This window comes from Massilia sp. IC2-278, assembly GCF_020708045.1.
Taxonomy (GTDB): Bacteria; Pseudomonadota; Gammaproteobacteria; order Burkholderiales; family Burkholderiaceae_D; genus Telluria.
Map to the genome: position 1 here is coordinate 348,129 of NZ_JAJFES010000001.1, position 24,324 is coordinate 372,452.

Consider the following 24,324-nt stretch of genomic DNA (forward strand, 5'->3'; position numbering starts at 1 on the left):
CGAGCGGCACGGATGCGAATCGCGCAAGAATATCATGAGTGCAATTAAGGATGCACCATGAACTTATATATGCATAACGCCCGTATTGACGGGCGTTATGCGTTTCAAGCGAGGCAGCGCAGGGCCGCCTCGTGGAGCTTATGCCGACAGTGCCGGGTAGTCCGTATAACCCTCGCTGCCTTGGCCGTAGATGACTTCCGCGCGCAGCGGATTCAGTTCGGCGCCTTGCTGCAGGCGTTGCGGCAGGTCGGGGTTGGCGATGAACCAGAGGCCGAAGGCGATCGCGTCGGCCTTGCCTTCGGTCAGCAGCTTCTCGGCGGTCTCGACCGACATCTTTTCGTTGGCGATGAAGGGGCCGCCGAATTCCTGTTTCAGCAGCGGGCCGAGGCTGTCCTCGCCCACGGCTTCGCGCGCGAAGATGAAGGCGATGCCGCGCTTGCCCAGCTCGCGCGCCACGTAGCCAAACGTTTCGGCCGGAGTCGAGTCACCCATGTCGTGCGAATCGCGGCGCGGCGCCAGGTGCATGCCGACGCGGTCGGCACCCCAGACGTCGATGCAGGCGTCGGCGACTTCCAGCATCAGGCGCGCGCGGTTCTCGATTGAGCCGCCATACTGGTCGTCGCGCTGGTTGGTGCTGTCTTGCAGGAACTGGTCGAGCAGGTAGCCGTTGGCGCCGTGCACTTCCACGCCGTCGAAACCGGCCAGTTTCGCGTTCTCGGCGCCCTTGCGGTAGGCGGCCACGACCTCGGCGATTTCCGCCGTTTCCAGCGCGCGCGGGGTGGTGTACTCGCGCTTCGGACGCACCAGGCTCACGGTGCCGGCCGGCTTGATGGCGCTCGGCGCGACCGGAGCGGCGCCGTCCAGGAAGATGGGGTCCGAGATGCGGCCGACGTGCCACAGCTGCATCACGATGCGCCCGCCCGCGGCGTGCACGGCGTCGGTGACTTTCTTCCAGCCTGCCACCTGCTCGTCGGACCAGATGCCCGGCGTATCGGCGTAACCGACGCCCATCGGGGTCACCGAGGTGGCTTCGGACAGGATCAGGCCGGCGCTGGCGCGCTGGACATAGTATTCGGCCATCAGCTCGTTCGGCACGCGGCCTTCGCCGATGGCGCGGGCGCGGGTCAGCGGCGCCATGATGATGCGGTTCGGCAGCTCCAGGGCGCCGATCTTGATCGGGTCAAACAGGGTCGTCATTCTTGCTCCAGGTATGAAAATGCGGGCACATGCGTGCCGTTGCTAGCAAATACGTGGCAGCCATCTTAAGGGATGCGCAAAATTCCTGCCGAGACCGGTCCAATTTTGGCTGGCCGGGTATACTTCGCCCGGTTTTCACGATGAATGGAAGGTGGGGGATGAGCTGGTTCTACTTGGTGATCGCGGGACTGCTGGAAGTGGCCTGGGCAGTGGGTTTGAAATACACGGAAGGATTCACGCGGCCGGTGATTTCCGGCTTCACGCTGCTGGCGATGCTGGGCAGCGTCGGCATGCTGGGCCTGGCGCTGAAGGAGCTGCCGCTGGGCACGGCGTATGCGGTGTGGACCGGGATCGGAACCATCGGCACGGCCGTGTTCGGGATGTGGCTGCTGGGCGAGCCGGCCGGTGCGGTACGGCTCGGGTCGATTGGCCTGATCGCGTTGGGGATCATCGGCCTGAAGCTGGTGGCGCATGCTTGATCGGGAACGTATCGGCGTTTCGTAGGGTGGGCATTCGTAGTGCTGGCATTTAGCCAGCCCTACTGCCCACGCGGTGAGGCGCTCGCGTGGTTGCGGCTCCGTTCACACGGCGGCGGATACGCGTCGAAACGGCACGAAGAGATCAGTCGAGACAGCAATGCTCTCCCGGCCGCGGGTTGGATGACGGCGCAGCACGTGGCCAACGGATGCGTGCGTACCGCGTGGGCACGGGGTGCCCACCGTACGGTCGAGGTCGCGTCAGTACGCATGTACCATTTCCTCGCATGCAGACGAAAAAAAGGCGCCACATCGGGCGCCTCGGGTTATGTCACACGCAATTCGATCAGCGGTAAAACGCCTCGACCTTGCCCTTCAGCTTGATCAGCATCGGCTTGCCCTTGCGGTCGAGCGTCTTGCCGGCGGCGACCTTGATCCAGCCTTCGCTGAGGCAGTATTCTTCGACGTCGAAACGGTCCTTGTCGTTGAAGCGGATGCCGATGTCGTTCTGGAACACGTCGCGGTTATGGAAAGGGCTGCTCGGGTCGATCGAGAGCCGGTCTGGGAGCGGGGGGAGGGTGGCGGTATCGTTCATGGGCCGAATTATCCACCAGAACCGCGCGCCTTACAACGGCGCGCACCGCTGACCGTACTTCGGTCCGCCATCAGCCCGCAGTTCAGCCGATCTTGCGCCGCGCCGCCGCCAGCCCCAGGATGCGCTCCAGGTCCCCCGCCGCGGCGGGCTTGGTCAGGTGGGCGTCGAAGCCCGAGGTCTTCGAGCGCTCCCGGTCCAGCTCGCCGCCCCAGCCGGTCAGGGCGGCCAGCATGATGTCTTCGTTGCCGGGCATCGCGCGGATCGCCCTTGCCACTTCGTAGCCGTTCAGGCTGGGCATGCCGATGTCGAGGATGGCCAGGTCCGGCCGCAGCTTCTCGACCAGGCGCAGCGCCTGCAAACCGTCGTGGACCGGCTCGGCCGTGTGCCCGGCCGCTTCCAGCAGCGCGCTGAGGATGTTCGCCGCGTCGACATTGTCGTCGGCCACCACGATGCGCAGGCCGTCCACGGCTGGCGCACGCTCCTCCTCTGGTGCCTGCGCGACTTCCGGACACCCGCCGTCCGCCAGCGGCAGCCTGAGCGTGAAGGTGGTGCCTTGCCAGGGACCGGGGCTGCTGACCTCGACGCTACCGCCGTGCATGCCGGCCAGGCTGCGCACCAGCGACAGGCCGATGCCCAGGCCGCCCTGGGCGCGGCCCATGTTGCGCGACACCTGGCTGAACATCTCGAACACATGCGCCTGTTCCTCGAGCGGAATGCCCATGCCGCTGTCGCGCACCTCGATCACGGCCATGCGGTCCTCGGCCCTGGCGGCGATGCAGATCCGGCCGCCCTGGGGCGTGTACTTCACCGCGTTCGTCAGCAGGTTGCCCAGGATTTGCGCGAGGCGGGTCGGGTCGGCATGCAGCATCAGCCCTGGCGGCGGCAGTGTCGTGTCGAGCCGGTGGCGTGCGGCCTGGGCGGCGGGCAGGGTGGTTTCGACGGCATTCCGGATGGCCTGCGCGAGGTCGATGTAGTCCTTCTGCAGCACGATCTTGCCGCTGTTGATGCGCGAGACGTCCATCAGATCGTCGATCAGGTGCACCATCTGCCTGAGCTGGCGGTCCATCATCTCGTGGATCTTGCCGCTCGCCGCAGCATCCGGCCCGGCGCGGCGCATCAGGTCCAGGCCGGTGCGCAGCGGCGCCAGCGGATTGCGCAGCTCGTGCGCGAGCGTGGCCAGGAACTCGGTCTTGCGCCGGTTCGCTTCCGACAAATCGGCGGCCAGCTGGCGCAGGTCTTCCTCGGCCTGGCGGCGCGCCGTCACGTCGGTGAACAGGATGCCGATGCGCAGCTCCTCCGGCGCGCCGATCGGCATCGCATACACATCCCACCAATAGCCCATGGCGGCCGAGTGCTCGACGAAGCGCATCGCCTCGCGCTCGACGGCCACCCGGCCATAGCGTTCGATCCACTTCGATTCGATGTCCGGCACCATTTCGCGGATGGTCTTGCCGGCCGCCTCGACCAGGCCGGACTGCTTTTCCATGGCGGCGTTGACTTCCTCGAAGCGGTAGTCGTAGGGCTTGCCCGCGGCGTCGACCAGCACCTGCACGATGCCGAAGGCCTCGTCGATCGAACTGATCAGTTTGCTGTAGCGCTCCTGGGTCGCGCGCAGCTGGTCCTGGGCTTCCTTTTGCTGGGTGATGTCGATGGTCACGCCGGCCAGGATCGCCGGTGCGCCGTCGGCGTCGAAGTCGACCCGTCCGCGTGCGCTGATCCAGCGGTAGCCATTGACCGAATCGGTGACGCGGTAGGTGGCGCGGTAGGGCTGGCGGGTGGCGATCGACAAATCGATCAGGCGCGTGACCTCGTCCAGGTCGTCGGGATGGATCGAGGCGATGTAGCGTTCCAGCGTGGCGTCCGCGGCCGCGCCTTCCGGCACGCCGAACAGCGCGGACAGGTTGCGGTCGGCCATCAGGTGGTTGTTGCGGATGTCCCAGATCCAGCTGCCCACTTCGCCCGCCGACAGCGTGGCTTCGAGCCGGATACGGGCGTCGCGCAGGGCCTCTTCATTGCGCTTGCGCTCGGTAATGTCGGCGGCGGTGCCGATGATGCGCAGCCGGCTGGCGTCGTCGGTCTGCGGCATGCCGCTCAGTTCCAGCCAGTGCAGGCCGGGATCGGGCAGGCGCCGGAAACGGCCGGTGAACTGGAAGCGGGCGCCGTGGCGGATGGCCTCGTCGGTGGCCTGGCGGAAGGCGGCGGCGTCGTCCGGGTGCAGGTAATCGGCAAGCAGGCCCTGCGCGGTGAGAATGGGCGAGCCGGGCGCGATATTGAAGATCTCGTACATGCGCTCGTTTTCCCAGGTGCCGGTGTCGTGCGTGACGTCCCAGGTCCAGATGCCGAGCCCGGCCGCCTCGGCCGCCAGGTGCAGCTGGGCCTGGGTCTTGCGCTCGCGGTCTTCCGATTCCTCGGCGGCAATGCGCTTGCCCTGCTCGCGCAGGGTTTCGTCGCGTGCGGCGCTGGCCGCGTGCACCGCGCTCACGTCGTTCATCGAGATCACGGCGCCGAGGATCTGGCCTTCGACGTCGCGCATCGCGCGGCCGGTGACCTCCACGTCGTGGCGCTTGCCGCCGGCGGACAGCACCGTGACCCGGGCGCTGTCGACGCGTTCGCCGCGCAGGGCGCGGTACAGCGGCAGCTCGTTCTCGGCCAGCAGGGTCGCGCCGTCAGGCTGGTACAGGCGGTAATGTTCAGCCCACTGTTCGGGAGGCAGCGGCTGTTCCTCGCGGCCATGGATGGCCCGCGCAGCGGCGTTGAAGAAGGTCAGCTTGCCCGCCGGGTCGCAGGCAACGATGCCGTTTTCCACGCTTTCCAGCACCGCGCCCAGGAACGAGCGCTCCTCGGTGCGCGCGCGCTGCGGCGCCTCACCTTGTTCCGCCGAGGTATAGCCCTCGCGCATGACCTTGCAAAAGCCGAGCACGGTCTTGCCGTCCTCGTCCAGGATGCTGTTGACGGTGCCGTCGCAGAACACCGTGCTGCCATCCTTGCGCAGGTGCCAGCGCACGTCGGAGCAACGCCCCAATTTGAGCGCGGTGCCCAGTTCGGTGCCTGGCGCGTCCGTTGCCCGGTCTTCGGGGGTGAAGATGATGTGTGCCGGCTGGCCGATGGCTTCGTGCGCGCTCCAGCCCAGCAAGCGCTCGGCGCCGTGCGACCATTCCAGGATGATGCCTTCGCTGTCGAGCATGATCATGCCGAACTCGACGGCATGGCGGGCAAGCAGGCGGTAGCGCTGGTCGGAGGAGAGCTGGTGCAGGGGGAGCGAAGGCATAGCGGGGCGATGGCTGGGTCAGCCGTTATTATAAAGGTCATCAATACGCTTTATACGGCGCCCCAGCGCCCTCGCCGTGCAAGAGATTTCCTACAAGAAGTGAAATTTCTGGCAATTCTGTTTCACATCGTTGCGCTGCCGGCTGCTTTGCAAGCGGCGACCGCTTGTGCAGCATGCTAGACTGCCGCTTCGACCGACCTCCCGCAAGCGCCGTGCCGCTCTCCCAACCTTTTCCCGTCGACCTGGCGATCCGCAGCTACGGCGCGATCCTCGACGCCGACCGCCACGATTTTGCCCAGCTGGTGCTGCCGCTGGCGGGTGAGGTGCTGCTCGACATCGATGGCCGGGCCGGACGGCTCGATCCGCTGCATGGCGCCTTCGTGGCGCCGCAGGCCTGGCATGCGCAAAGCGGCGCGCACGGTAACTGCTCGCTGATCGTGGACATCGGGCGCGGCGCCCTGACCCATGGCGCCTTCGAGCGCCTGGCCGAACGGCCGTTCACCGCGCTCGGGCCGGGTGCGCGCAAGCTGGTCGAGTACATGGGCATCATGCGCACGGCGCAGCCGGTGAATGCAGCCCTGCTGCAGGGCTGGACCGGGCTGCTGCTCGATACCCTGGCCTTCGATGCGCCGCAGCCGCGCTCGCGCCTGGCGGCGCTGCTGGCCCAGGTGGAAGCGCAGCCCGGCCTGCCCTGGAGCACCGAGTCGATGGCGGATGCGGCGCGCATGAGCGTGAGCCGCCTGCACGCGCTGTTCCGCGCCGAACTCGACACCAGCCCGCACGCCTGGCTATTGCAGCAGCGCCTGGACTTCGCCTGCCGCCGCCTGGCCGATACCCGGCTCCCGATCGCCGCGGTGGCGCTGGAAGCGGGCTTTTCCGACCAGAGCGCCCTCAGCCGCGCCATGCGGCGCCACCGCGACACCACGCCCGCCCTTTGGCGGCGCAACTGCGCAACGCAGCACGCCTGAGCACCTTGCTTGCCGCCGAAGACAAGCGCACACGAACACGGTACGGGGCGCAGCGCAGCGCCCGTGCGTGCAACGGTGTTCGCCCGGTGCCGATACGGGTTGGACCGCGAACGAGCCCGGTAGTCCAGTGCCCATTCATGGCCGGCGATTAAGGCGCCTGTGGGAATGTGTGATATTCGTGGCAACTTTTTTATGTATAGTCGCGTCGACATGCCGCGACGCAGCACCTGTCGTGTCATCCGGCCAGTGATTGACGCCTGCTCCGTTCGATTGCCACGCGCATCAGCGCGGGCGCGGCACGGCCAGCGATTACGCCTACGATGCGCAGGATCGCCTGATCGCCGCCGCCGGTAGCGTGCAGTGCGGCCACGCTCGACGGCGCGCGTACTGCACGCCACGCGCTACTTCTACGATGGGCCGGCAAGCGCTTGCTGGCGCAGGACGATGCGGCCGGCGTGGAAGGCGCCACGCTGCGCGTCAGTGACAGCGGCGGCAATCGCGCGCAGCCGGCACAAGGAGGTGCTGTACCCAGGGCGTGAATATCCGCTATACCGTTCCATCCAACCCTCGACCGTGTAATCGAGCCCCTATGAGACGTATCGTAATCAAGTCATTTCTTGCGGGAGTTATCGGCATGCTGGGCGCCGGCTGTGTAGAGGGCGGTGAGGGGCCGGGAATGGTGCTGCATTTCGCTTCACTAAAGGAAGGGGTCGTGGTTGCTTGTCGAGGAGGGAGCCTGCCTAGTGGAAAGCGTTTTCCCGGCCCTGGTGCGCTTGGTCGTACTAAAGATTGGTTGACCGGCGGTGCAACCGAGGGCGCAACGCCGGACGGCCGGCAATTGCCTGAATGGGTGGAGTTCGAGTGGAAAGAATATGTTTCCGATAAAGATTATGTGCTGGAAGAACTCAAAGCGCTTCCTGTGCATGTTGAACGGGTCACGATCAGGGAACGCGTTCCGCAAGATGTCATCGACGAAGTAATTCGCTCCAGGCGCGCAACCCCACCGGGGACATTGCCGGACAAATCCCTTTGGTTGGATTTCGTCTGGACTGACAGCGGCATCAAGTTTCACTGGCGGCTCGAGTCGATCAGGGCGGCACCAGAATACACACTGCGATCCGGTGGCGATGTCATCGAGCGACCTTGACGGTCCAAAAGGAGGTCCGTGAGCTGTTCCATCCAATCCTCAACCCTATGAGTCCTTATGAGACGTACCGTAATCAAATCACTCCTTGCAGGGGTCATCGGCATGCTCGGTACCGGCTGTGTCGAGGGCAATGAAGGCCCCGGAATGGTGCTGCATTTCGCGTCGCTAAAAGAAGGATCGTCGTTGTTTGCATGGGAGCGCGTTTGCCCAGTGGGCAACGCGTCTCTGGCCCCGGCGGGCTTGGTCGAAGCAAAGACTGGCTAAGCGGCGGGAAGACTGAAGGCGCGGCACCGGATGGCCGTCAATTGCCTGAATGGGTGGAGTTCGAGTGGACTGAATACGCTTCCGACAAAGACGATTTACGGAACGAACTCGGACCGCTTCCTGTGCATGTTGAACGGGTCATCATCCGGGAACGCGTCCGCCAGATGTGATCGACGAAGTAATTCGCTCCAGGCATGCAACCCCGCCCGGGAAACTGCCCGACAAATCCCTCCAGTTGAATTTCGTCTGGACCGATAGCGGCATCAAGTTTCGTTGGCTGCTCAGGGAAAAGGACATCCCCGGACGTATGTCGCGATCCGGTGGCGATGTCATCGAAAGACCTTGACCTTCAAAAGGCAGGGCAGGGTGCCCACATTTGATTCGGTAACGACGCAAAAACGCGGAGGCTGGCTCAAACTCCACACCCCGCAGCACGGTTGAACCGGCTCACTTGCCGAGGAGGCAAGAAAGCACTTACACTGCATGCGGGGCGCTAAGCGGCGCCCCGCGCGCGTTGTAGCGCATGTGCCGTGTACGTGCGTTTGCCTTCGTTTTGCGCAAGTCTGCGTGCGGGCGCTTGTTGTGTTCACCTGGACCTTGCCCGGCCCGGCAAGGAATTGCGATGCATTCCTCATCCTTATTCGAGTCGGTTTTCAACCACGCGCCGATCGGCAACTACCTGCTGTCGCCCACGCCCGAGGCCATCGTCCTGGCCGTGAACGACGCCTTCCTGGCGGCATCCGGCCGCACGCGCGAGGAAATGGTCGGCGTCAGCCTGTTCACCACCTTTCCCGCCGACCCCAACGATCCCACCGACGATAGCGAGACCGTGCTGCGCGCCTCGCTGATGCGCGCCGTCGCCAGCGGCAAGCCCGACAGCCTGCCGACGGTGCGCTATCCGATCCCGGTCACGCAGGCCGATGGCAGCGTGCGCTTTGAGGAACGCTTCTGGAACGCGATCAGCACACCGCTGTTCGATGCCGACGGCCGCATCCTGTGCGTGTCCCACTCCACCAGCGACATCACCGAGCAGGTACGGGCGGCGGCCGCGCTGCGCGAGAGCGAAAAGCGTTTCCGCGCCCTGACCGATGCCGCCGCCGACGTGGTCTACACCATGAGCCCGGACTGGAGCGAAATGCACCAGCTCGACGGACGCGGCTTCCTGAAAGACACGGGCGGCTCCGACGAATCCTGGCTCGACGACTACATCCCGTCCGAGGAGCGCGTGCGCGTGCGCCAGGCCATCGACACGGCGCGCCGCAACAAGGCGGTGTTCGAACTCGAGCACAAGGTGCTGCGCGCCGACGGCAGCTGCGGCTGGACCCTGTCGCGCGCGGTGCCGATGCTCGACGCCGAGGGCGAGATCTACGAATGGATCGGCGCCGCCAACGACGTGACCGAGCGCCGCGAAACCGAGGAAAAGCTGCGCCAGGCCGACCGCCACAAGGACGAATTCCTGGCGATGCTGGCGCACGAGCTGCGCAACCCGCTGGCGCCGCTGGGCGCGGCCGCCCAGTTGCTGCAGATGGGCAAACCCGACGAAGCGCGGGTACGCCACACCAGCCAGATCATCGCTCGCCAAGTGCTGCACATGACGCACCTGATCGACGACCTGCTCGACGTTTCGCGCGTGACCAACGGCCTGGTGTCGCTGGACAAGGCGCCCGCCGAACTGAACCGCATCCTGGCCGAGGCGGTGGAGCAGGTGACACCGCTGATGCGCGCCCGCGCGCACGATTTTTCCTGCGAATTCGCGCCGGGTACGGTGATGGTCGACGGCGACAGCAAGCGCCTGGTGCAGGTGGTGGCGAATATCCTGAACAACGCCGCCAAGTACACGCCCGAAGGCGGCACGGTTTCCCTGGTGGCCGAGGCCGACGCACGCGAGATCCGCATCACCGTGACCGACAACGGCATCGGCATGGCGCCCCAGCTGGCGGCGCGCGCCTTCGACCTGTTTGCCCAGGCCGAGCGCAGCCCGGACCGTTCATCCGGCGGCCTTGGCCTGGGACTGGCGCTGGTGCGCAGCCTGGTCGAGCTGCACGGCGGCAGCGTGGCCTGCGACAGCGCCGGCGAAGGGCAGGGCAGCCGCTTCACGGTACGCCTGCCGCGCCTGCCCGCCGGGGAAGGCCCCGCGCAGCCCGAAGCCAGTGGGGGCGTTGCGCACGATGCGGGCGCAGCGCTGCGCATCATGGTGGTAGACGACAACGTCGACGCTGCCTCGATGCTGGCCATGCTGCTCGAAATCGACGGCCACGAGGTGGCGGTGGAACACCATCCGCACCCGGCTTTGGCGCGGGCGCGCGCCGCGCCACCCCATGTCTGCCTGCTCGACATCGGCCTGCCCGACATGGACGGCAAGGAGCTGGCCCAGCGCCTGCGCGCCCAGCCGGAAACGGCGCACAGCTTGCTGGTGGCGATCACCGGCTATGGCCAGGACAGCGACCGCGCCTGCGCCCTGGACGCCGGGTTCGACCATTACCTGGTGAAACCCATCGACACGGCCAAGCTCGGCGATATCCTGGCCGAAGCCGGGGCCGCGGCGTGAGCCGGTTGAAGGATTTGCCAAGTTTGCAGTAGACGGCGCCAAGATTTTTCTCCTGCCGGCGTGCAGACTCTCCTTTCGAAGGAGAATTGCATGCACGCACAAACAACCTGGCGCGGTATCGGCGCCGGCATCGCCGCCGGCGCCTTGTGGGGACTGGTGTTCCTGGCCCCGGAACTCACCCACGGCTTCACCTCGATGCAACTGTCGGCCGGGCGCTACCTCGCCTATGGCCTGGTGGCGGCGCTGCTGATCGCGCCCGGCTGGCGCCGCGTGAGCGCGCGCCTGACGCGCAGGGAATGGTGGACCCTGGCCTGGCTCAGCCCCGCGGGCAACGTCGTCTACTACATCTTCCTTGCCAACGCGGTGCGCAGCGGCGGCGTGGCCATGGCCTCGCTGGTGATCGGCCTGTCGCCGCTGGCCGTGACCCTGTTCGGGCGGGACGAGCGGCAGGCGCTGCCGCTGCGCCGTTTGCTGCCTTCGCTGCTGCTGGGCTTTGCGGGCCTGCTCTGCATCAGCTGGGAGTCGTTGTGGCGTTCGGAACCGGGCTCGCTCTTCGGCCTGCTGTGCGCGGTCGGGGCGCTGGCGTCCTGGACGGTGTATGCGGTCGCGAACAGCCGCGTGCTGGCGCGCCTGACGGCGGTCACGGCGCACGAGTGGAGTTTGCTGACCGGGGTGATGACCGGCGCCCAGGCTTTGCTGCTGGCAGTGCCGGCCTTCCTGTTCGCGTCGAACGCGCAGTCGGCGGCGGACTGGCTGCGCTTCACCGGCGTGGTGAGCGGTGTCGCCATCCTGTGCTCCATCATCGGCAATGGCTTGTGGAACGTCGCCAGCCGCGCGCTGCCCATGAGCCTGATGGGGCAGATGATCATCTTCGAGACCGTGTTCGCGGCCTTGTACGGCTGGCTGTGGGAAGCGCGCTGGCCGAGCGGGCTGGAATGCGCGGCGATGCTGCTGCTGGTCGGCGGCGTGGTGTCCTGCGCTTCGGCGCACCGGAACGCGGCGCGAAAAGACCGGTCGCCCGAGGCCGGAAATGCGGTATGCTGATCGACGCACCAGCCTGTTGATCGACGCGTTTCCTCAACCTTGGGAGAAATAAAGTGACCAGCAAAAATACGGTATGCCTGTGGTACGACGGTACGGCTTTGGAGGCGGCGCAGTTCTATGCCGAGACCTTTCCCGACAGCGCAGTCGGCGACGTGTTCCGTGCGCCGGCCGACTTCCCGGCAGGAAAGGCGGGCGACGTGCTGACGGTGTTGTTCACGGTGGCCGGCATTCCCTGCTTGGGCCTGAACGGCGGCGCGATGTTCAAGCACAGCGAAGCATTTTCCTTCCAGGTCGCCACCGACGATCAGGAAGAGACCGACCGCCTGTGGAATGCCATCGTCGGCAATGGTGGACAGGAAAGCGAGTGCGGCTGGTGCAAGGACAAGTGGGGCCTGTCCTGGCAGATCACGCCGCGCGTGCTGACCGATGCCCTGGCCAATCCCGACCCGCAAGTGGGCCGGCGCGCTTTTGAAGCGATGATGACGATGCGCAAGATCGACGTGGCGAAAATCGAGGCGGCGGTGCGCGGCTAGCCGCTTGATCCGGCCCGGCGGCATCGACACCGGCGTCGGGCACGCCGGTGTCGTCGATCACGGCACAAAGACCATCTGGATTTCGGCCAGGTAGGCGCCATCCTGTTCGACCACGTGCAACTGCAGCACCAGGTCGCTACTGCCTTCTTCCTCGGTCCAGAGGTCGACCATGACGTCCCAGTGATGGCCGGTCCAGATGCATGCCGACGTGTTCCAGGCTTGCGGCGGCAGGGGCGCCAGGGTGGCGCCGTAGTCTTTGATGTAGCTGCGGATGTGGTCTGCGGTATCAGCGCTGACCGGCGCAACGCCGGCGACGCCGGTGCTCAGGGCATAGTCCTGGCGCACGAAGGCGTCGACCACCGCCTCGATGGCCGCACGCCAGGCCGTCGGTACCGGCCCTTCGCCGCCGCCGTCCTTCATGAAGGAAACGGCGTCGTGCATGCCCGTGCGCATTCAGTCCAGGTCCGACGCATCGTGGCGTTCCGCCACCTGCTCTTCCGGCTTGCCGCGCACGCGGTTGACCTTGCGGCCGCGGATCACGGCCGGACGCGCCGCCACTTCCTTCGCCCAGCGGTTCAGGTGCTGGTACTCGTGCACGGCCAGGAATTCGGCCGCGTCGTAGATTTCGCCCTGCACCAGGCCGCCGTACCAGGGCCAGATCGCCATGTCGGCAATAGTGTACTCGTCGCCGGCGATGAAGCGGTTCTGCGCCAGTTGGCGGTCCAGCACGTCGAGCTGGCGCTTGGCTTCCATGGCGTAGCGGTTGATCGCGTACTCGATCTTTTCCGGCGCGTAGGCGTAGAAGTGGCCGAAGCCGCCGCCCAGCAGCGGGCCGGCGCCCATTTGCCAGAACAGCCAGTTCAGGGTTTCGGTGCGCTTGGCCGCATCCTTCGGCAGGAAGGCGCCGAATTTCTCGGCCAGGTAGAGCAGGATGGAACCGGATTCGAACACGCGCACCGGCGCATCGCCGCTGCGGTCCAGCAGGGCCGGGATCTTCGAATTCGGGTTGACGTCGACGAAGCCGCTGCCGAACTGGTCGCCCTCGTTGATCTTGATGAGCCAGGCGTCGTATTCGGCGTCCTTGTGGCCGGTGGCCAGCAGCTCCTCGAGCATGATGGTGACTTTCACGCCGTTCGGCGTGGCCAGCGAGTACAGCTGCAGCGGGTGCTTGCCGACCGGGAGTTCCTTCTCGTGGGTCGGCCCGGCGGTCGGGCGGTTGATGCTGGCGAAGGGGCCGCCGTTGGCGGCGGGTACCCAGACCCTGGGCGGTTGATATTGCGTCGACTGGTCAGTCATCCTGTTCTCCTTTGTGGGGTGGACTTGCATGCCTGACCAGATTCTAGCCGCACTCGCCGGATGGCGCTGGCGGCGGACAAAATTGTACGGATCAGCGGCCGAATCAGCGGCCGAATTCCGGATTCGGGCGGGTCAGGTAGTACCACTCCGAGTTGGCGTTGGCATTGGCGTCCGGGAACAGGATGCGGCCGCTGAACTCGGCCACGACCGGCGTGCCGTCGGCGCGGGTGCCGATCTGTTCGCCCTCGATCACCGGGTCGAAACTGGCCCAGCTGCGGGAAAACGCATCGGCGGCGTCCGTCTTGTCGTGCACCACGACCATCTGCAGCGCTTCCATTTCGTCGAACGGGACCGGCTCCGGCTCCGGCGCATCGACCAGTTTCAAAAAGGCGAGGGTATTCATGATGGCCCGGTAGGCCACTTCCGGTGCGCGCGGGTCGAGGTGCTGGCCGCATTCGAGGGTCAGCGCGTAGCCGCCGGTAGTGCGCATGTATTCGGTGGTGCCGACGCCGTAGCGCAGCACGGTTTCGAGTTCGGCTGCATTTCCGCGCGAACGGCGCTTGACGCCGCCGCCGTAGGCCGCCATCCAGCCGGTCACGAAACGGCGCACGCCCAGGCGCCGCGCCAGCGCGCGCTCCTTCTCGGCGTGCCGGAAGGGTTCGAGGTCGCCGTCGTTGTTGACCGGGCCGACCATCACGAAGGGCTCGCCGTGGGCGGCGTTGAATGAGTGCAGGTCGAGCAGCACGTCGTGTTGGGCCAGCAGCGGACACAGCCAGTTGGCGATTTGGTCCTCGAAATCCTGCGGATCGTCCTTCGGGAACAGGTTGCGGTTCAGGTTGCGGTCGCCGTTGCGCTCGTTCTTCTGGTAGGCGAGGGGATTCACGATCGGCACGAAGGTGACGCTGCCGGCGGCAATGCGCAGGGCGCCGCTATCGAGCTCGGCCATCACGCGCTTGATTGCTTCGGTGCCGCAGATTTCGTTGCCGTGGGTGGCGCCCATGATGATGACGCGCGGACCCTGGCCGAGGCCGGTATAGGTGACGGATTTAAACTGGAAATTGCGGGCGGAGCTCATGCGATGGTGATCCAAGGAAATATCGGTCCTGCCATTTTATCGGTAAATGCTGGCTGCCGTGGATGGCGCGTGGCATCATTGCCACCTTCGCAAGCTCGCTCTTTCCAATGACTTCTTCCCGCAGTGCCCGCCTCAGTAGCCGCATACATGGACTCGACACCCTGCGCGCGCTCGCCGTGACGCTGGTGGTGCTGCACCACTACACCCTGTTCGTGTCGAACGACGACCACACCTTCGGCTGGGTCGGGCGCATCGGCTGGACCGGGGTTGATTTGTTCTTTGCCCTGTCGGGCTACCTGATCGGGAACCAGATTTTCAAGGCCCTGCGTACCGAACATGGTCTGTCGCTGAAAAACTTCTATGCGCGCCGCCTGCTGCGCACGCTGCCGAATTTCTGGGTGGTGCTGGCGCTGTACTTCCTGTGGCCGGCCTGGCGCGAGCATGCCGACCTGCTGCCGCTGTGGCGCTACCTCAGCTTTACCCAGAACATCGGCCTGCCGCCGGGCACCGGTTTTTCACACAGTTGGTCGCTGGCCATCGAGGAGCAGTTTTACTTGCTGCTGCCAGCGCTGGCCATGATCGGCGCGGCGCTGCGCTGGCGCATCGGCGTGGCCTGGATGGCGATTGTTTTGGTCGTCGTGGGCGGCATGCTGCTGCGCGCCGATCTGTGGAGCGCCCATGTCGACGGCAACAAGTATGGGACTTACTTCTATTACAAGCTCATTTATTACTCAAGCTTATGCAGGCTCGACGAACTGGTGGCCGGCGTGGCGCTGGCCTTGCTGAAGAACCGCCACGCGAGCGTCTGGGCCGCGCTCACGCGCCACGGTAACGCGGCGCTGGTGGCGGGCCTCGCCATCATCGGCGGCGCATTCTGGTGCTTCCTCGATAAGCGCTACGGCTTTGCGGTGACGGTGTTCGGGCTGCCGGCACTCGGCATGGGTTTCGGCTTGCTGATCCTGTCCGCGCTGTCGCAGCGCTCGCTCCTGCGCGACCTGCGTGTTCCCGGCGCCGCCAGCCTGGCGCTGTGGTCGTACGCGATCTACCTGACCCACCGCGGCGTGAGCGCGCTCGGCGCCGCATGGCTGGCGGAAATCGGCTATGGGCCGGAAACGGCGCCGGCGATTCTCGTGCTGCTTGCCCTGTCGGTACTGGGCGGCTGGCTGCTCTACGTGCTGGTGGAAACGCCGTTCATGCGCCTGCGCGAGCGCTACGTGCCGAGCAACCTGGCCAAGCCCTTGTTCAATCCCGTGCTTCGATGACGTCGAAGGCGGCCGGCATGGCGCCCAGGAAGGCGAGCGTCGCATGCACGCGTTCGCGCATGTCCTGCCCCTGCGTCGCCTCGATGGCGGCGCGCAGGCCGGGACGCGCTTCCAGCGTATGCGGACTGCGGTAGGCCTCGACCAGCAGGGCGACCAGGTCGAGCGGCGCGTTGCAACTACGGCGCAGGCGCGTGTCGATCACGGCGAGCAGGGTGCGCTGCATGGCCGGCGTGGGATTGACGATGTGGGCGAATATCGACGGCGTGTTCGCGATCGAATCGCACAGCGCGCGCTCGATGGCGTCGGGCTTCAGGTCGGAGGCGATGTCGAAGTAGGCCCGGTCCCAGCGCGTGCGCGCATAGGCGTGGCCGGCGGGGAAGCGATCGATGGTCTCGAAGCCGAGCGCATGGCTGGCTTTCGACAGCAGATCGAGCACGATGGGCATCAGCGGCATGGCTGGAAGGAGTACGGTGTAGACATGCCGTGAGTGTAATCGAAAGCGCAGTGGGCGATCGAACGACCGCCCGCCCACGCATAAACCTTTATGCTGAACGTCTGGCCGCATCCAGGGCAAGGCGCATCGGCGAAGACAGTACGCTAGTACGGCGAGACGATGCAACGACGCCATGGGTGCGGCCAGGCGTTCAGGCTGCGAATTTCCCGGAGCGGAAGTCCTCGACCGCCTGCTGCAGCTCGGCCTGGGTATTCATCACGAAGGGACCATATTGCGCGATCGGTTCCTTCAGCGGCCGGCCCGCGATCAGCAGCAAACGGGTCGGCTTCGCGGCTTTGACCACCACGCCATCGGCGCCTTCGGCATTGTCGAAGATCGCCATGCGCGTCTGCGGCACGCCCTTGCCGCCAACGACCGCTTCGCCACGGAATACGTAGATGAAGGCATTGTGGCCGGCGGGCAGGGCCTGTTCAAAAATCGCACCTTCCGGCAGCTCGATGTCCAGGTACAGCGGCTCCGTCCCTTCGCGCTGCACGGCGCCGGCCACGCCGTGGCTTGCGCCTGCGATCACCTGCACCGTCGCGCCGGAATCGAGCGTGAAGCGCGGCACCTGTTCGTTCGGGATGTCGCGGTACCACGGCGCCATCATCTTGTCCTTCGCCGGCAGGTTCAGCCACAGCTGGAAGCCTTCCATCAGGCCTTCGTTCTGCTCGGGCATCTCGGAGTGGATCACGCCACGTCCGGCCGTCATCCACTGCACGCCGCCGTCGGTGACGAGACCCTCGTTACCGGCGCTGTCGCGGTGGCGCATGCGCCCGGCCAGCATGTAGGTGACGGTCTCGAAGCCGCGGTGCGGGTGCTCCGGAAACCCCGCGATGTAGTCGCCTGCCTTGTCGCTGCCGAAGGCATCGAGCATCAGGAAGGGGTCGAGGCGGCGCTGCAGGGTGTTGGTGAGGACGCGGTTGATTTTCACGCCCGCGCCGTCCATCACGTACTGGCCGGCGATCACGCGCTCGACGCCACGCGCTTTGTTCACGCTTTGGGTTTGAATCGTTGCAGTCATCATCTTCTCCTTTGCTTGCGCCGCCTGAGCGGCAAATAATCTTAAGCCAGTGCCGCTGCGACGGTGGCGTCGGCTTCCGCCTGGCCCTTGGCGGCCGCTTCCGGACCCATCGATTGCGCAGCCGAGTACACGAAGGTCTGGTCGGTCATGCCCAGGAAGTTCAGCAGCATGCGCACGAACGGCACTTGCGGGTCGGCGTCCGCTGGATAGATGCCGCCGCGTGCGGTGGCAACAAAAACCTTCTTACCCTTCAGCAGGCCTTCCGGACCGTTCTCGGTGTAGCGGAAGGTGACGCCGGCGCGGGCAATCGCGTCGAACCAGCTTTTGAGCTGCACCGGAATGCCGAAGTTGTACATCGGCGCGCCGATCACCACCACGTCGGCAGCCTGCACCTGGGCGATCAGGGCGTCGTCCAGAGCCACGCGGGCCGACTGCTCGGCAGTGCGCGATTCAACCGGGGTGAACAGGGCGCCCAGGGCCGCTTCGTCGAGTTGCGGGTGCGGCTGGCGCGCCAGGTCGCGGGTGACGACGTTCGCGTTCGGGTTCGCTGCGACCAGTTTCGCCACGATGCTGTTGGCAACGCGGTTCGATTCGGATTGTTCGCCGCGCAGGCTGGAGGTGATTTGCAGGATGTTCATGGTGTCTTCCTTTGTTCTGGTGGATTGGTGTGTCGATGGGCTTACTTTAACCATTCCATAATCGATCCGGAAGCCGTTAGAATGGATAACATTATTCAGCCAGTGGAACAATCCCATGGAAGTCGAACCGAACGACCTGCTGCTCTTTGCCCGCATCGTCGAGGCGGGCAGCTTCAGCCAGGCCGCCACCCGCGTGAACCTGCCCAAGTCCACCGTCTCGCGCCGCATCTCGCTGCTCGAAGCGCGCCTGGGCGAGCGCCTGCTGCAGCGGACCACGCGTAAACTCGTCGTCACCGAGTTCGGCGCCAGCCTGCTGGAACATGCGCGCAAGGTGGCGGAAGAAGCCGAAGCGGCCGGCGCCCTGGCCCAGCACCGCCAGGCCGCGCCCAGCGGGCGCCTGCGCATTTCGCTGCCGGCCGATTTCGCCAACCTCGGCATGAGCGCCATGATTGGCCGCTTCCTGGAGCGCTACCCGGCCGTCAACGTGGAACTCGACTTGTCGCCGCGCCGGGTCGACCTGGTGGCGGAGAACTTCGACATCGCGATCCGCATGGGCGACCTGCCCGACGATGCCTCGCTCAACGCGCGCCGCGTCACGCTGCAGCGCTTCGGCCTGTACGCCTCGCCCTGCTACACGGCCGTGCGCGGCCTGCCCGAGCACCCCGACGACCTGCTCGGCCACGATTTGTTGTGCCTGCTGAGCCGCAGCGGCGGCGCCCAGCGCTGGACGCTCACGCGCGGCAAGGTCAGGTGGGAGCGCGAACTGCCGGCGCGCCTGACAGCCAATTCGCCCGACCTGCTGGCGCGCATCGCCTGCAGCGGCGCCGGCATCGCGGCCAGCTCGGAACTGTTCGCCCAGCCGCTGGTGCGCAAGGGCGAACTGGTACGCGTGCTGCCCGAATGGGACTTGCCGGCGGCGACAGGTTGGGCCGTGTTCCCGGGCCGGCGCCTGATGCCGGCCAAGACCCGTGCCTTCCTCGACATGATGGAAGAGGTGTTCGGCGTTGCCACGGCCGGCTGACTTCGCCCCGGCAGCCGCATGCTAGGATGAAGGGCTCAGCCACCATCCTTCGAGCACCAGTGCGGCACCAACTCTTCCTCTTCGACCTCGACGACACCCTGCTCGACTTCCGGGCATCCGAACAACTCTCTTTTGTCCGCACGCTGTCCGCGCTCGGCTACGGCGACGCCATCGAGCCCGTGTTCCAGGACTACCAGGCCATCAACGTGGGCCTCTGGCGCAGCTTCGAGCTCGGCTTGGTGGACAAGGACTTCCTGAAGGTCGAACGCTTCCGCCAGACCTTCGCCATGCACGGCCTTGCACTCGACCCGATAGCCGCCAGCCGCCTGTATCTCGACGCCTTGCCCGAGACCGTGGTGCTGGTCGAGGGCGCGCTGGACGTGTGCGCGACGCTCAGCCAACATGGCGAGATCGGCATCGTCACGAATGGCGTTGAGCACATCCAGCAGCGCCGCATCGCCAGTTCCGGCCTCGGCGCCTTCCTGTCCTTTGTCGCCACCTCGGAAGCCTGCGGTCATGCCAAGCCGGACGTGCGCATCTTCGACTACGCCGCCGGCATGGCGCGCGCCTTTGTGCCGGAGTCGACCATCATCGTCGGCGACAGGCTGGATGCCGATATCCTCGGCGCCAACCGCTTCGGTATCGACAGCTGCTGGTTCAATCCGGGCCGGGCGCCGAACGGGTCCGAGGCACGCCCGACCTTCGAGGTCGCCCGCCTGCACGACCTGGTTCCTGCGCTCGCTCAGTAAAAGCCGGTTGCGCGGGCATCGCTACTCTGCATATAATCCGTATACGTTTCGTATATGGAGAATAGTATGGGTATCGTGAACATCGACGACGAACTGCACGACCAGGTGCGCAAGGCAACGGTCGTGTCCTGCCGCTCGATCAACGCGCAGGCCGCGTTCTGGATCAAGGTCGGCATGCTGTGCGAGCTGAATCCTTCGCTCAGCTTCAACGAGATCGTCGCGCGCGAGCTGAAGGCGGCCGGCGTGAAGCCGCAGCCGGTGAAAGTGGCGGCGCTATGACCAAGCGGCCCGAGGAAATCGAACTGATGGCGGAGTCGGGCCGCCTGCTGGCCAGCGTCTTCGGCCACCTCGACAGGCTGGACCTGATCGGCATGTCGACCATGCAGGTCAACGACCTGGCCGAGCGCGTGATCGTCGAGGAACTGCAGGCGCGCCCGGCCAGCAAGGGCCAGTACGGCTACGCCTATGCGCTCAATTCCTCGCGCAACCACGTGGTCTGCCACGGCGTGCCGTCGCCGACCGAGCTGCTGCAAAGCGGCGACATCGTCAACTTCGACATCACCCTGGAAAAGAACGGCTACATCGCCGACTCCAGCAAGACCTACCTGGTGGGCGAGGTCGCGCCGCTGGCGAAACGGCTGGTGCAGGTGACCTACGAGGCGATGTGGAAGGGCATCAAGGCCGTGCGCCCAGGGGCGCGGCTGGGCGACGTCGGCCACGCCATCGAACGCCATGCGCGCAAGAACGGCTACACGGTGGTGCGCGAATACTGCGGCCACGGTATCGGCCGCGAGATGCACGAGCCGCCCCAGGTGCTGCACTTCGGTAAACCGCAGACCGGGCTGGTGCTGCAGGAAGGGATGGTGTTCACCATCGAGCCGATGCTCAACGGGGGCCGCCGTTCGGTGGTCACCGAGGACGATGGCTGGACCGTGGTCACGCGCGACGGGCAGCTGTCGGCGCAGTTCGAGCACACGGTGGCGGTCACGCGCAATGGCGTGCGGGTGCTGACGCTGCGGCCCGACGAGCGCGTGCCGCACTGAACGCGCAGGCGGGACCTCACGCGGCCCGTCGCGGCCCCTGCGCCAGCACCGTGGTCACGCCTGCCTCGGCAGCTTCGATAGCGCCCGCCAGGTAGCCGGGAAACTGCGGCGACCATTCGCTGCCGATGCCGGCCAGCCGCCCCACCCACGGGCCCGCATCCGGTCCAGTATCCGGCGCCTGTCCGTGCCCGTGGCCGGCATGCAGATCGCTTGCGGTGGCCGTGAACGGATCGGCCGCCCAGTCCTTGACGAATTCCGCCACCGGTTGGCCTGCCTCTTCACCGAACAGCCGCACCAGCTGCGCGCGGCAATGCGTGCGCAGCGCATCTTCGCCAAGCGTCGCGCGCAGCTGCGCCGGTATGCCGAGGAAGCCGAACAGCGCCGCGCCGGCGCCGGGTAGCGAAGCGTCGTGGATTTCCGCCATCGGTCCGCGCCCGCTGCGCGCTTCGCCGGACAGACCGTATTCGCGCCAGAACGACGACGCGTACACGGCGACGTACTTCGCATGCGGCGCCATCCAGGTAGCAGTCGCGTGCCACTGGCTCGCCAGGGCCGGCGGCAGCGGAGGATCGAAGGCCAGCGTCTGTGTCGCCAGGCGTGGCGGCAAGGCCAGCAGCAGGTGTTCCGCCTGCCAGGAAAAGGAAGCACCCTGGGCATCCACCCCATTCACTTCCATCTGCGCGCCAGGCATGCGCACCTCGCGCACCACGTGGCCGGCCAGGATGTGTGGGCTCACAAGACGCTGACGCAAGGCCCCGATCAGCGCCGCCATGCCTCCAGGCAGCCGCATCGAGGGCGGCGCATTGATGTAGCCGCGCATGCGCTGGATAGGCAATCCGCCGTGCTCGACCAGCATGTCGCCGCTTTCGTACTGGGCAAACCGTTCCAGGCCGAGGTCGCGCACCAGGCGGTCGAGCTGCGGCTGGATGGTGGGCCAGAACCAGGTGGGACCGAGGTCGAAGCTGCCGTGCGCGTCCGCTTCGCCCGCAGTGACGGACAGGATGCGTCCGCCAAGGTCGCCGCGCGCTTCCAGCAGCACGTAGTCGTGCACGCCGTGTTGCTCGAGCAGGCTGGCCGCGTACAGGCCGGCCAGGCCGCCGCCGATGATGGCAATCCGTGCACGCTTCATCGGCCGCTTCCATCCGCGTTGATGGGGGCGCCGAGCTTCAGATAGATGCGTGCGCCGGCGTCTCCTGCCCGGTAATCCGGCCAGGACCCGGCCGGCAAGCGCAGCCAGGCCCCAGCCGCGAAGCACTCGCCGTCGGCCAGCAGCTCGCCCGCGAGCACGAGGATCTCGGCGCCTTCCAGCGGCCCCTCGAACACGGCGGCGCCGGCGTCGAGGCGCAGCAGGCAGACCTGTTCGCATGCACTCTCGAAGAGCAGGCAGACCGCGCGGTCGCTGTCGCGCCGCCAGGCGCTTGGTGCGCGCGTATCGACCCGCACTTGCCGGTTGTCGCCGGCCGTCATCTGGCGCAGCTTGACGAAGATGGTGGCGCCTGCGCGGCTCGATGGCGTGTGCACCGAGCCGGGCGGATTGCGCAGGTAGTAGCCGGCCGGGTAATCCGCGGCGTCGTCGGAAAAGACGCCGTCCAGGACCAGGATCTCCTCGCCGCCGGGATGCGCGTGGCGTGGAAAATGCGAGTCCGGCGCGTAGCGCACGATGCTGGTGGCGCGCGCCTGTTCGGCGCCGATCCGGTCCAGCATGACGCGCTCGACGCCATGCTGGGGCGAGGCCACCCATTCGTAGTCGCCGGGGCGCACGACGGCGCGCCGGCCGAAGTCTGCATTCACGAGCATGATCGTTTCTCCACGGTTGCGGGGCGCGCGCGCCTCAGTTACGCCCGGCCATGACGCCGCCGTCCACGTCCCAGATGGCGCCGGTGACCCATCCGGCCTTGTCCGACAGCAGGAATGCGACGGCATCGGCAACATCTTGCGGCGTGCCGACACGCCCGATCGGATGGAAGCCATTGAAGCCTTGCAGCGCATTATGCACGTCTTCCTTGGGGATGAAACCTTCGTAGATCGGCGTGGCCACCACCGCCGGCGCTACGGCGTTCACGCGGATGCCGTGGGGCGCCAGCTCCATCGCCAGGTGCTGGGTCAGCGCGTGCAGGCCGGCCTTGGCCATCGAGTAGGCCGAGGACGGGGTGGCGGCAATTGCCTGCTTCGCCCACATCGAGCCGATGTTGACGATGGCGCCGGCGCGTCCGGCGGCGACCATGCCGGCGGCCACCTTCTGGGTGATGAAGAACACGGCCTTGTTCAGGGCCATGTAGCGGTCGTAGTCGGCCTCGGCGTGCTCGAGGAAGGGCTTGGGGAAGAACACGCCGGCGGCATTCACCAACAGGTCGATGTCGGCGTGGTGCGTCTCCAGGGTGTCGAGCAGGGCGGCCAGGCTTGACGCGTCGCCCAGGTCGGCGTTGAGGGCGCTGACCTGGCCGAGCGCGGTCAGTTCCAGGCGTGCGGCTTCGGTCTTGTCGGGACGGCTGCCGACGATGACTGCGTGGCCGCCCTCGGCCAGGATGGTGCGTGCGGTTTGCAGGCCGATGCCGCTGGTGCCGCCGACGACCAGCAGTTTCTTGCCTTCGAATTGTTTGCCCATGGTGAACTCCTTGTTCGTGATGATGGCAGCGTCGGGTGACGCGCCGATGAGGAGGATTGTCGCTGCGGCGCCGCACGGCGGCAAACGGGATAAACTATCGGTCATTGAAAGAAAAACTTTACCGCCATGACGTCTCTTGTCTACCTGAACGCCTTGCGTGCCTTCGAGGCCAGTGCCCGCCACAAAAGCTTTTCTGCGGCGGCCGAAGAGCTGAGCGTGACCCCGGCCGCGGTTGGCCAGTCGGTGCGCAGCCTGGAAGAATGGCTGGGGTCGCCCCTGTTCGAGCGCGGCCGCAGCGGACGCGCGCGCCTGGTTATGACCGAGGCTGCCGAGCGGGCGCTGCCGGATATCCGTGCCGGCTTCGACCGTTTGCTGCTGGGCCTCGAGCGGCTGCGCGAAGGCGCGGCGAATGGCGTGCTGACGGTGACGGTGAGTCCGGCCTTTGCCGCCAAGTGGCTGCTGCCGCGCATCGAGCGCTTCCAGGCCGCCTGGCCCGATACCGACCTGCGCCTCGACACCAGCAACAAGCCGGTGGATTTCGTGGCGCAGCGGATCGATATCGGCGTGCGCTATGGCGCCGGGAATTGGCCCGGCCTGGCGGCGCACAAGCTGATGGAAGAAGAGCTGTATCCGGTGTGCTCGCCGGCCCTGCTGCGCGAGCCGGGCCGGCTGGCCGAACCCGCCGGACTGGCCGGCGAAACCCTGATCCATGATGTATCGCTGGAAGGCAGCGCCGCATTCCCGTCGTGGCGGCACTGGCTGCAACTGGCCGGCGTTGCCGACACCGGCGCCGCGCGCGGACTGCGGATCAACAATTCGGCCGCGGTGCTGCAGGCGGCGGTCGATGGCCAGGGAGTCGCCCTGGCGCGCAGCGCGATGGCGCACGACGACCTGCGCGCCGGCCGCCTGGTGCGCCTGTTCCCGCACATCGCCTGTCCTTCGCCGCTGGCGTACTACGTGGTGCACCGGCCGGAATGCGCGACGCTGCCCCGGCTCGAGGCCTTCCGCGACTGGTTGCTGGACGAAGCGGCGCGCGACGCCGTCAGCGTGCGCTGAACCGGGCGCGTCCGCATGTCTG

Annotated in this window: 24 protein-coding genes; 12 read left to right on the forward strand and 12 right to left on the reverse strand. The window is 66.4% G+C overall.

Annotation, left to right across the window (positions count from 1 at the left end; genetic code table 11):
• Positions 1–138: 138 nt before the first annotated feature.
• Positions 139–1,197: an alkene reductase gene (locus LK540_RS01550; protein WP_229435268.1), complete on the reverse strand. Its 1,059-nt coding sequence runs from the start codon at positions 1,195–1,197 to the stop codon at positions 139–141.
• A gap of 158 nt (positions 1,198–1,355) precedes the next feature.
• On the opposite strand from LK540_RS01550, the gene sugE reads away from it, so the two are divergent.
• Positions 1,356–1,676: a quaternary ammonium compound efflux SMR transporter SugE gene (gene sugE, locus LK540_RS01555; RefSeq protein ID WP_229435269.1), complete on the forward strand. Its 321-nt coding sequence runs from the start codon at positions 1,356–1,358 to the stop codon at positions 1,674–1,676.
• A gap of 343 nt (positions 1,677–2,019) precedes the next feature.
• On the opposite strand, the gene LK540_RS01560 is transcribed toward sugE, so the two are convergent.
• Both LK540_RS01560 and LK540_RS01565 read right to left on the reverse strand, forming a co-directional pair.
• The gene (locus LK540_RS01560) at positions 2,020–2,268 is read right to left on the reverse strand and encodes a DUF3297 family protein (protein WP_229435270.1); all 249 of its coding nucleotides are present in this window, start codon (positions 2,266–2,268) and stop codon (positions 2,020–2,022) included.
• Between the two features lie 82 nt (positions 2,269–2,350).
• Positions 2,351–5,536 carry a PAS domain S-box protein gene (locus LK540_RS01565; protein WP_229435271.1) on the reverse strand — a complete coding sequence of 1,062 codons (3,186 nt, stop codon included), beginning with the start codon at positions 5,534–5,536 and terminating at the stop codon, positions 2,351–2,353.
• A gap of 212 nt (positions 5,537–5,748) precedes the next feature.
• Between LK540_RS01565 and LK540_RS01570 the strand changes: the two genes are divergently transcribed.
• From LK540_RS01570 to LK540_RS01590, 5 genes are all read left to right on the forward strand, one after another.
• Positions 5,749–6,504 (forward strand): AraC family transcriptional regulator, encoded by a 756-nt coding sequence (locus LK540_RS01570; protein WP_229435272.1) that lies wholly within the window; start codon positions 5,749–5,751, stop codon positions 6,502–6,504.
• A gap of 589 nt (positions 6,505–7,093) precedes the next feature.
• Positions 7,094–7,651, forward strand: coding sequence for a hypothetical protein (locus LK540_RS01575; RefSeq protein ID WP_229435273.1), 558 nt, complete (start codon positions 7,094–7,096; stop codon positions 7,649–7,651).
• A gap of 886 nt (positions 7,652–8,537) precedes the next feature.
• A complete protein-coding gene (locus LK540_RS01580; RefSeq protein ID WP_229435274.1) occupies positions 8,538–10,463 on the forward strand; it encodes an ATP-binding protein in 1,926 nt (641 codons plus the stop codon).
• Positions 10,464–10,553: 90 nt separating this feature from the next.
• Positions 10,554–11,507 carry a DMT family transporter gene (locus LK540_RS01585; protein WP_229435275.1) on the forward strand — a complete coding sequence of 318 codons (954 nt, stop codon included), beginning with the start codon at positions 10,554–10,556 and terminating at the stop codon, positions 11,505–11,507.
• Positions 11,508–11,560: 53 nt separating this feature from the next.
• Positions 11,561–12,040, forward strand: a complete 480-nt coding sequence (locus LK540_RS01590) for a VOC family protein (RefSeq protein ID WP_229435276.1) — start codon at positions 11,561–11,563, stop codon at positions 12,038–12,040.
• Positions 12,041–12,097: 57 nt separating this feature from the next.
• Here LK540_RS01590 and LK540_RS01595 read toward each other — a convergent pair whose 3' ends face one another.
• The 3 genes from LK540_RS01595 to LK540_RS01605 form a co-directional block, all read right to left on the reverse strand.
• Positions 12,098–12,481, reverse strand: a complete 384-nt coding sequence (locus LK540_RS01595; protein ID WP_229435277.1) for a hypothetical protein — start codon at positions 12,479–12,481, stop codon at positions 12,098–12,100.
• A 12-nt stretch (positions 12,482–12,493) separates the two neighbouring features.
• Complete coding sequence (gene yghU / locus LK540_RS01600) at positions 12,494–13,336, reverse strand: glutathione-dependent disulfide-bond oxidoreductase (protein WP_229435278.1); 843 nt, start codon at positions 13,334–13,336, stop codon at positions 12,494–12,496.
• Positions 13,337–13,439: 103 nt separating this feature from the next.
• The gene (locus LK540_RS01605) at positions 13,440–14,411 is read right to left on the reverse strand and encodes a succinylglutamate desuccinylase/aspartoacylase family protein (protein ID WP_229435279.1); all 972 of its coding nucleotides are present in this window, start codon (positions 14,409–14,411) and stop codon (positions 13,440–13,442) included.
• Between the two features lie 107 nt (positions 14,412–14,518).
• Between LK540_RS01605 and LK540_RS01610 the strand changes: the two genes are divergently transcribed.
• Positions 14,519–15,673 (forward strand): acyltransferase, encoded by a 1,155-nt coding sequence (locus LK540_RS01610; RefSeq protein ID WP_229435280.1) that lies wholly within the window; start codon positions 14,519–14,521, stop codon positions 15,671–15,673.
• Here LK540_RS01610 and LK540_RS01615 read toward each other — a convergent pair.
• From LK540_RS01615 to LK540_RS01625, 3 genes are all read right to left on the reverse strand, one after another.
• Positions 15,654–16,127 carry a hypothetical protein gene (locus LK540_RS01615; RefSeq protein ID WP_229435281.1) on the reverse strand — a complete coding sequence of 158 codons (474 nt, stop codon included), beginning with the start codon at positions 16,125–16,127 and terminating at the stop codon, positions 15,654–15,656. The genes LK540_RS01610 and LK540_RS01615 overlap by 20 nt on opposite strands.
• A gap of 190 nt (positions 16,128–16,317) precedes the next feature.
• A complete protein-coding gene (locus LK540_RS01620; protein ID WP_229435282.1) occupies positions 16,318–17,190 on the reverse strand; it encodes a pirin family protein in 873 nt (290 codons plus the stop codon).
• A 41-nt stretch (positions 17,191–17,231) separates the two neighbouring features.
• Positions 17,232–17,828 (reverse strand): FMN-dependent NADH-azoreductase, encoded by a 597-nt coding sequence (locus LK540_RS01625; protein ID WP_229435283.1) that lies wholly within the window; start codon positions 17,826–17,828, stop codon positions 17,232–17,234.
• Between the two features lie 115 nt (positions 17,829–17,943).
• Between LK540_RS01625 and LK540_RS01630 the strand changes: the two genes are divergently transcribed.
• The 4 genes from LK540_RS01630 to map all read left to right on the forward strand — a co-directional run bounded on the left by LK540_RS01630 (position 17,944) and on the right by map (position 20,641).
• Positions 17,944–18,849 carry a LysR family transcriptional regulator gene (locus LK540_RS01630; protein WP_229435284.1) on the forward strand — a complete coding sequence of 302 codons (906 nt, stop codon included), beginning with the start codon at positions 17,944–17,946 and terminating at the stop codon, positions 18,847–18,849.
• A 59-nt stretch (positions 18,850–18,908) separates the two neighbouring features.
• Positions 18,909–19,598, forward strand: coding sequence for a YjjG family noncanonical pyrimidine nucleotidase (locus LK540_RS01635; protein WP_229435285.1), 690 nt, complete (start codon positions 18,909–18,911; stop codon positions 19,596–19,598).
• 66 nt (positions 19,599–19,664) lie between these two features.
• Complete coding sequence (locus LK540_RS01640) at positions 19,665–19,877, forward strand: ParD-like family protein (protein ID WP_229435286.1); 213 nt, start codon at positions 19,665–19,667, stop codon at positions 19,875–19,877.
• Positions 19,874–20,641: a type I methionyl aminopeptidase gene (gene map / locus LK540_RS01645; RefSeq protein WP_229435287.1), complete on the forward strand. Its 768-nt coding sequence runs from the start codon at positions 19,874–19,876 to the stop codon at positions 20,639–20,641. Before LK540_RS01640 ends, map begins: the two co-directional genes overlap by 4 nt.
• Positions 20,642–20,657: 16 nt before the next feature.
• On the opposite strand, the gene LK540_RS01650 is transcribed toward map, so the two are convergent.
• Genes LK540_RS01650 through LK540_RS01660 form a run of 3 tightly spaced genes read right to left on the reverse strand, consistent with a single transcriptional unit; the run spans position 20,658 to position 23,246 of the window.
• A complete protein-coding gene (locus tag LK540_RS01650; RefSeq protein WP_229435288.1) occupies positions 20,658–21,770 on the reverse strand; it encodes an FAD-dependent oxidoreductase in 1,113 nt (370 codons plus the stop codon).
• Complete coding sequence (locus LK540_RS01655; protein ID WP_229435289.1) at positions 21,767–22,438, reverse strand: cupin domain-containing protein; 672 nt, start codon at positions 22,436–22,438, stop codon at positions 21,767–21,769. The genes LK540_RS01650 and LK540_RS01655 overlap by 4 nt, the downstream gene beginning before the upstream one ends.
• 34 nt (positions 22,439–22,472) lie before the next feature.
• Complete coding sequence (locus LK540_RS01660) at positions 22,473–23,246, reverse strand: SDR family NAD(P)-dependent oxidoreductase (RefSeq protein ID WP_229435290.1); 774 nt, start codon at positions 23,244–23,246, stop codon at positions 22,473–22,475.
• A 126-nt stretch (positions 23,247–23,372) separates the two neighbouring features.
• Here LK540_RS01660 and gcvA point away from each other — a divergent pair, with 126 nt between their 5' ends.
• Entirely contained in the window at positions 23,373–24,302 is a 930-nt protein-coding gene (gcvA, locus tag LK540_RS01665) for a transcriptional regulator GcvA (protein ID WP_229435291.1), read from the forward strand.
• The last annotated feature ends 22 nt before the right edge of the window (positions 24,303–24,324 follow it).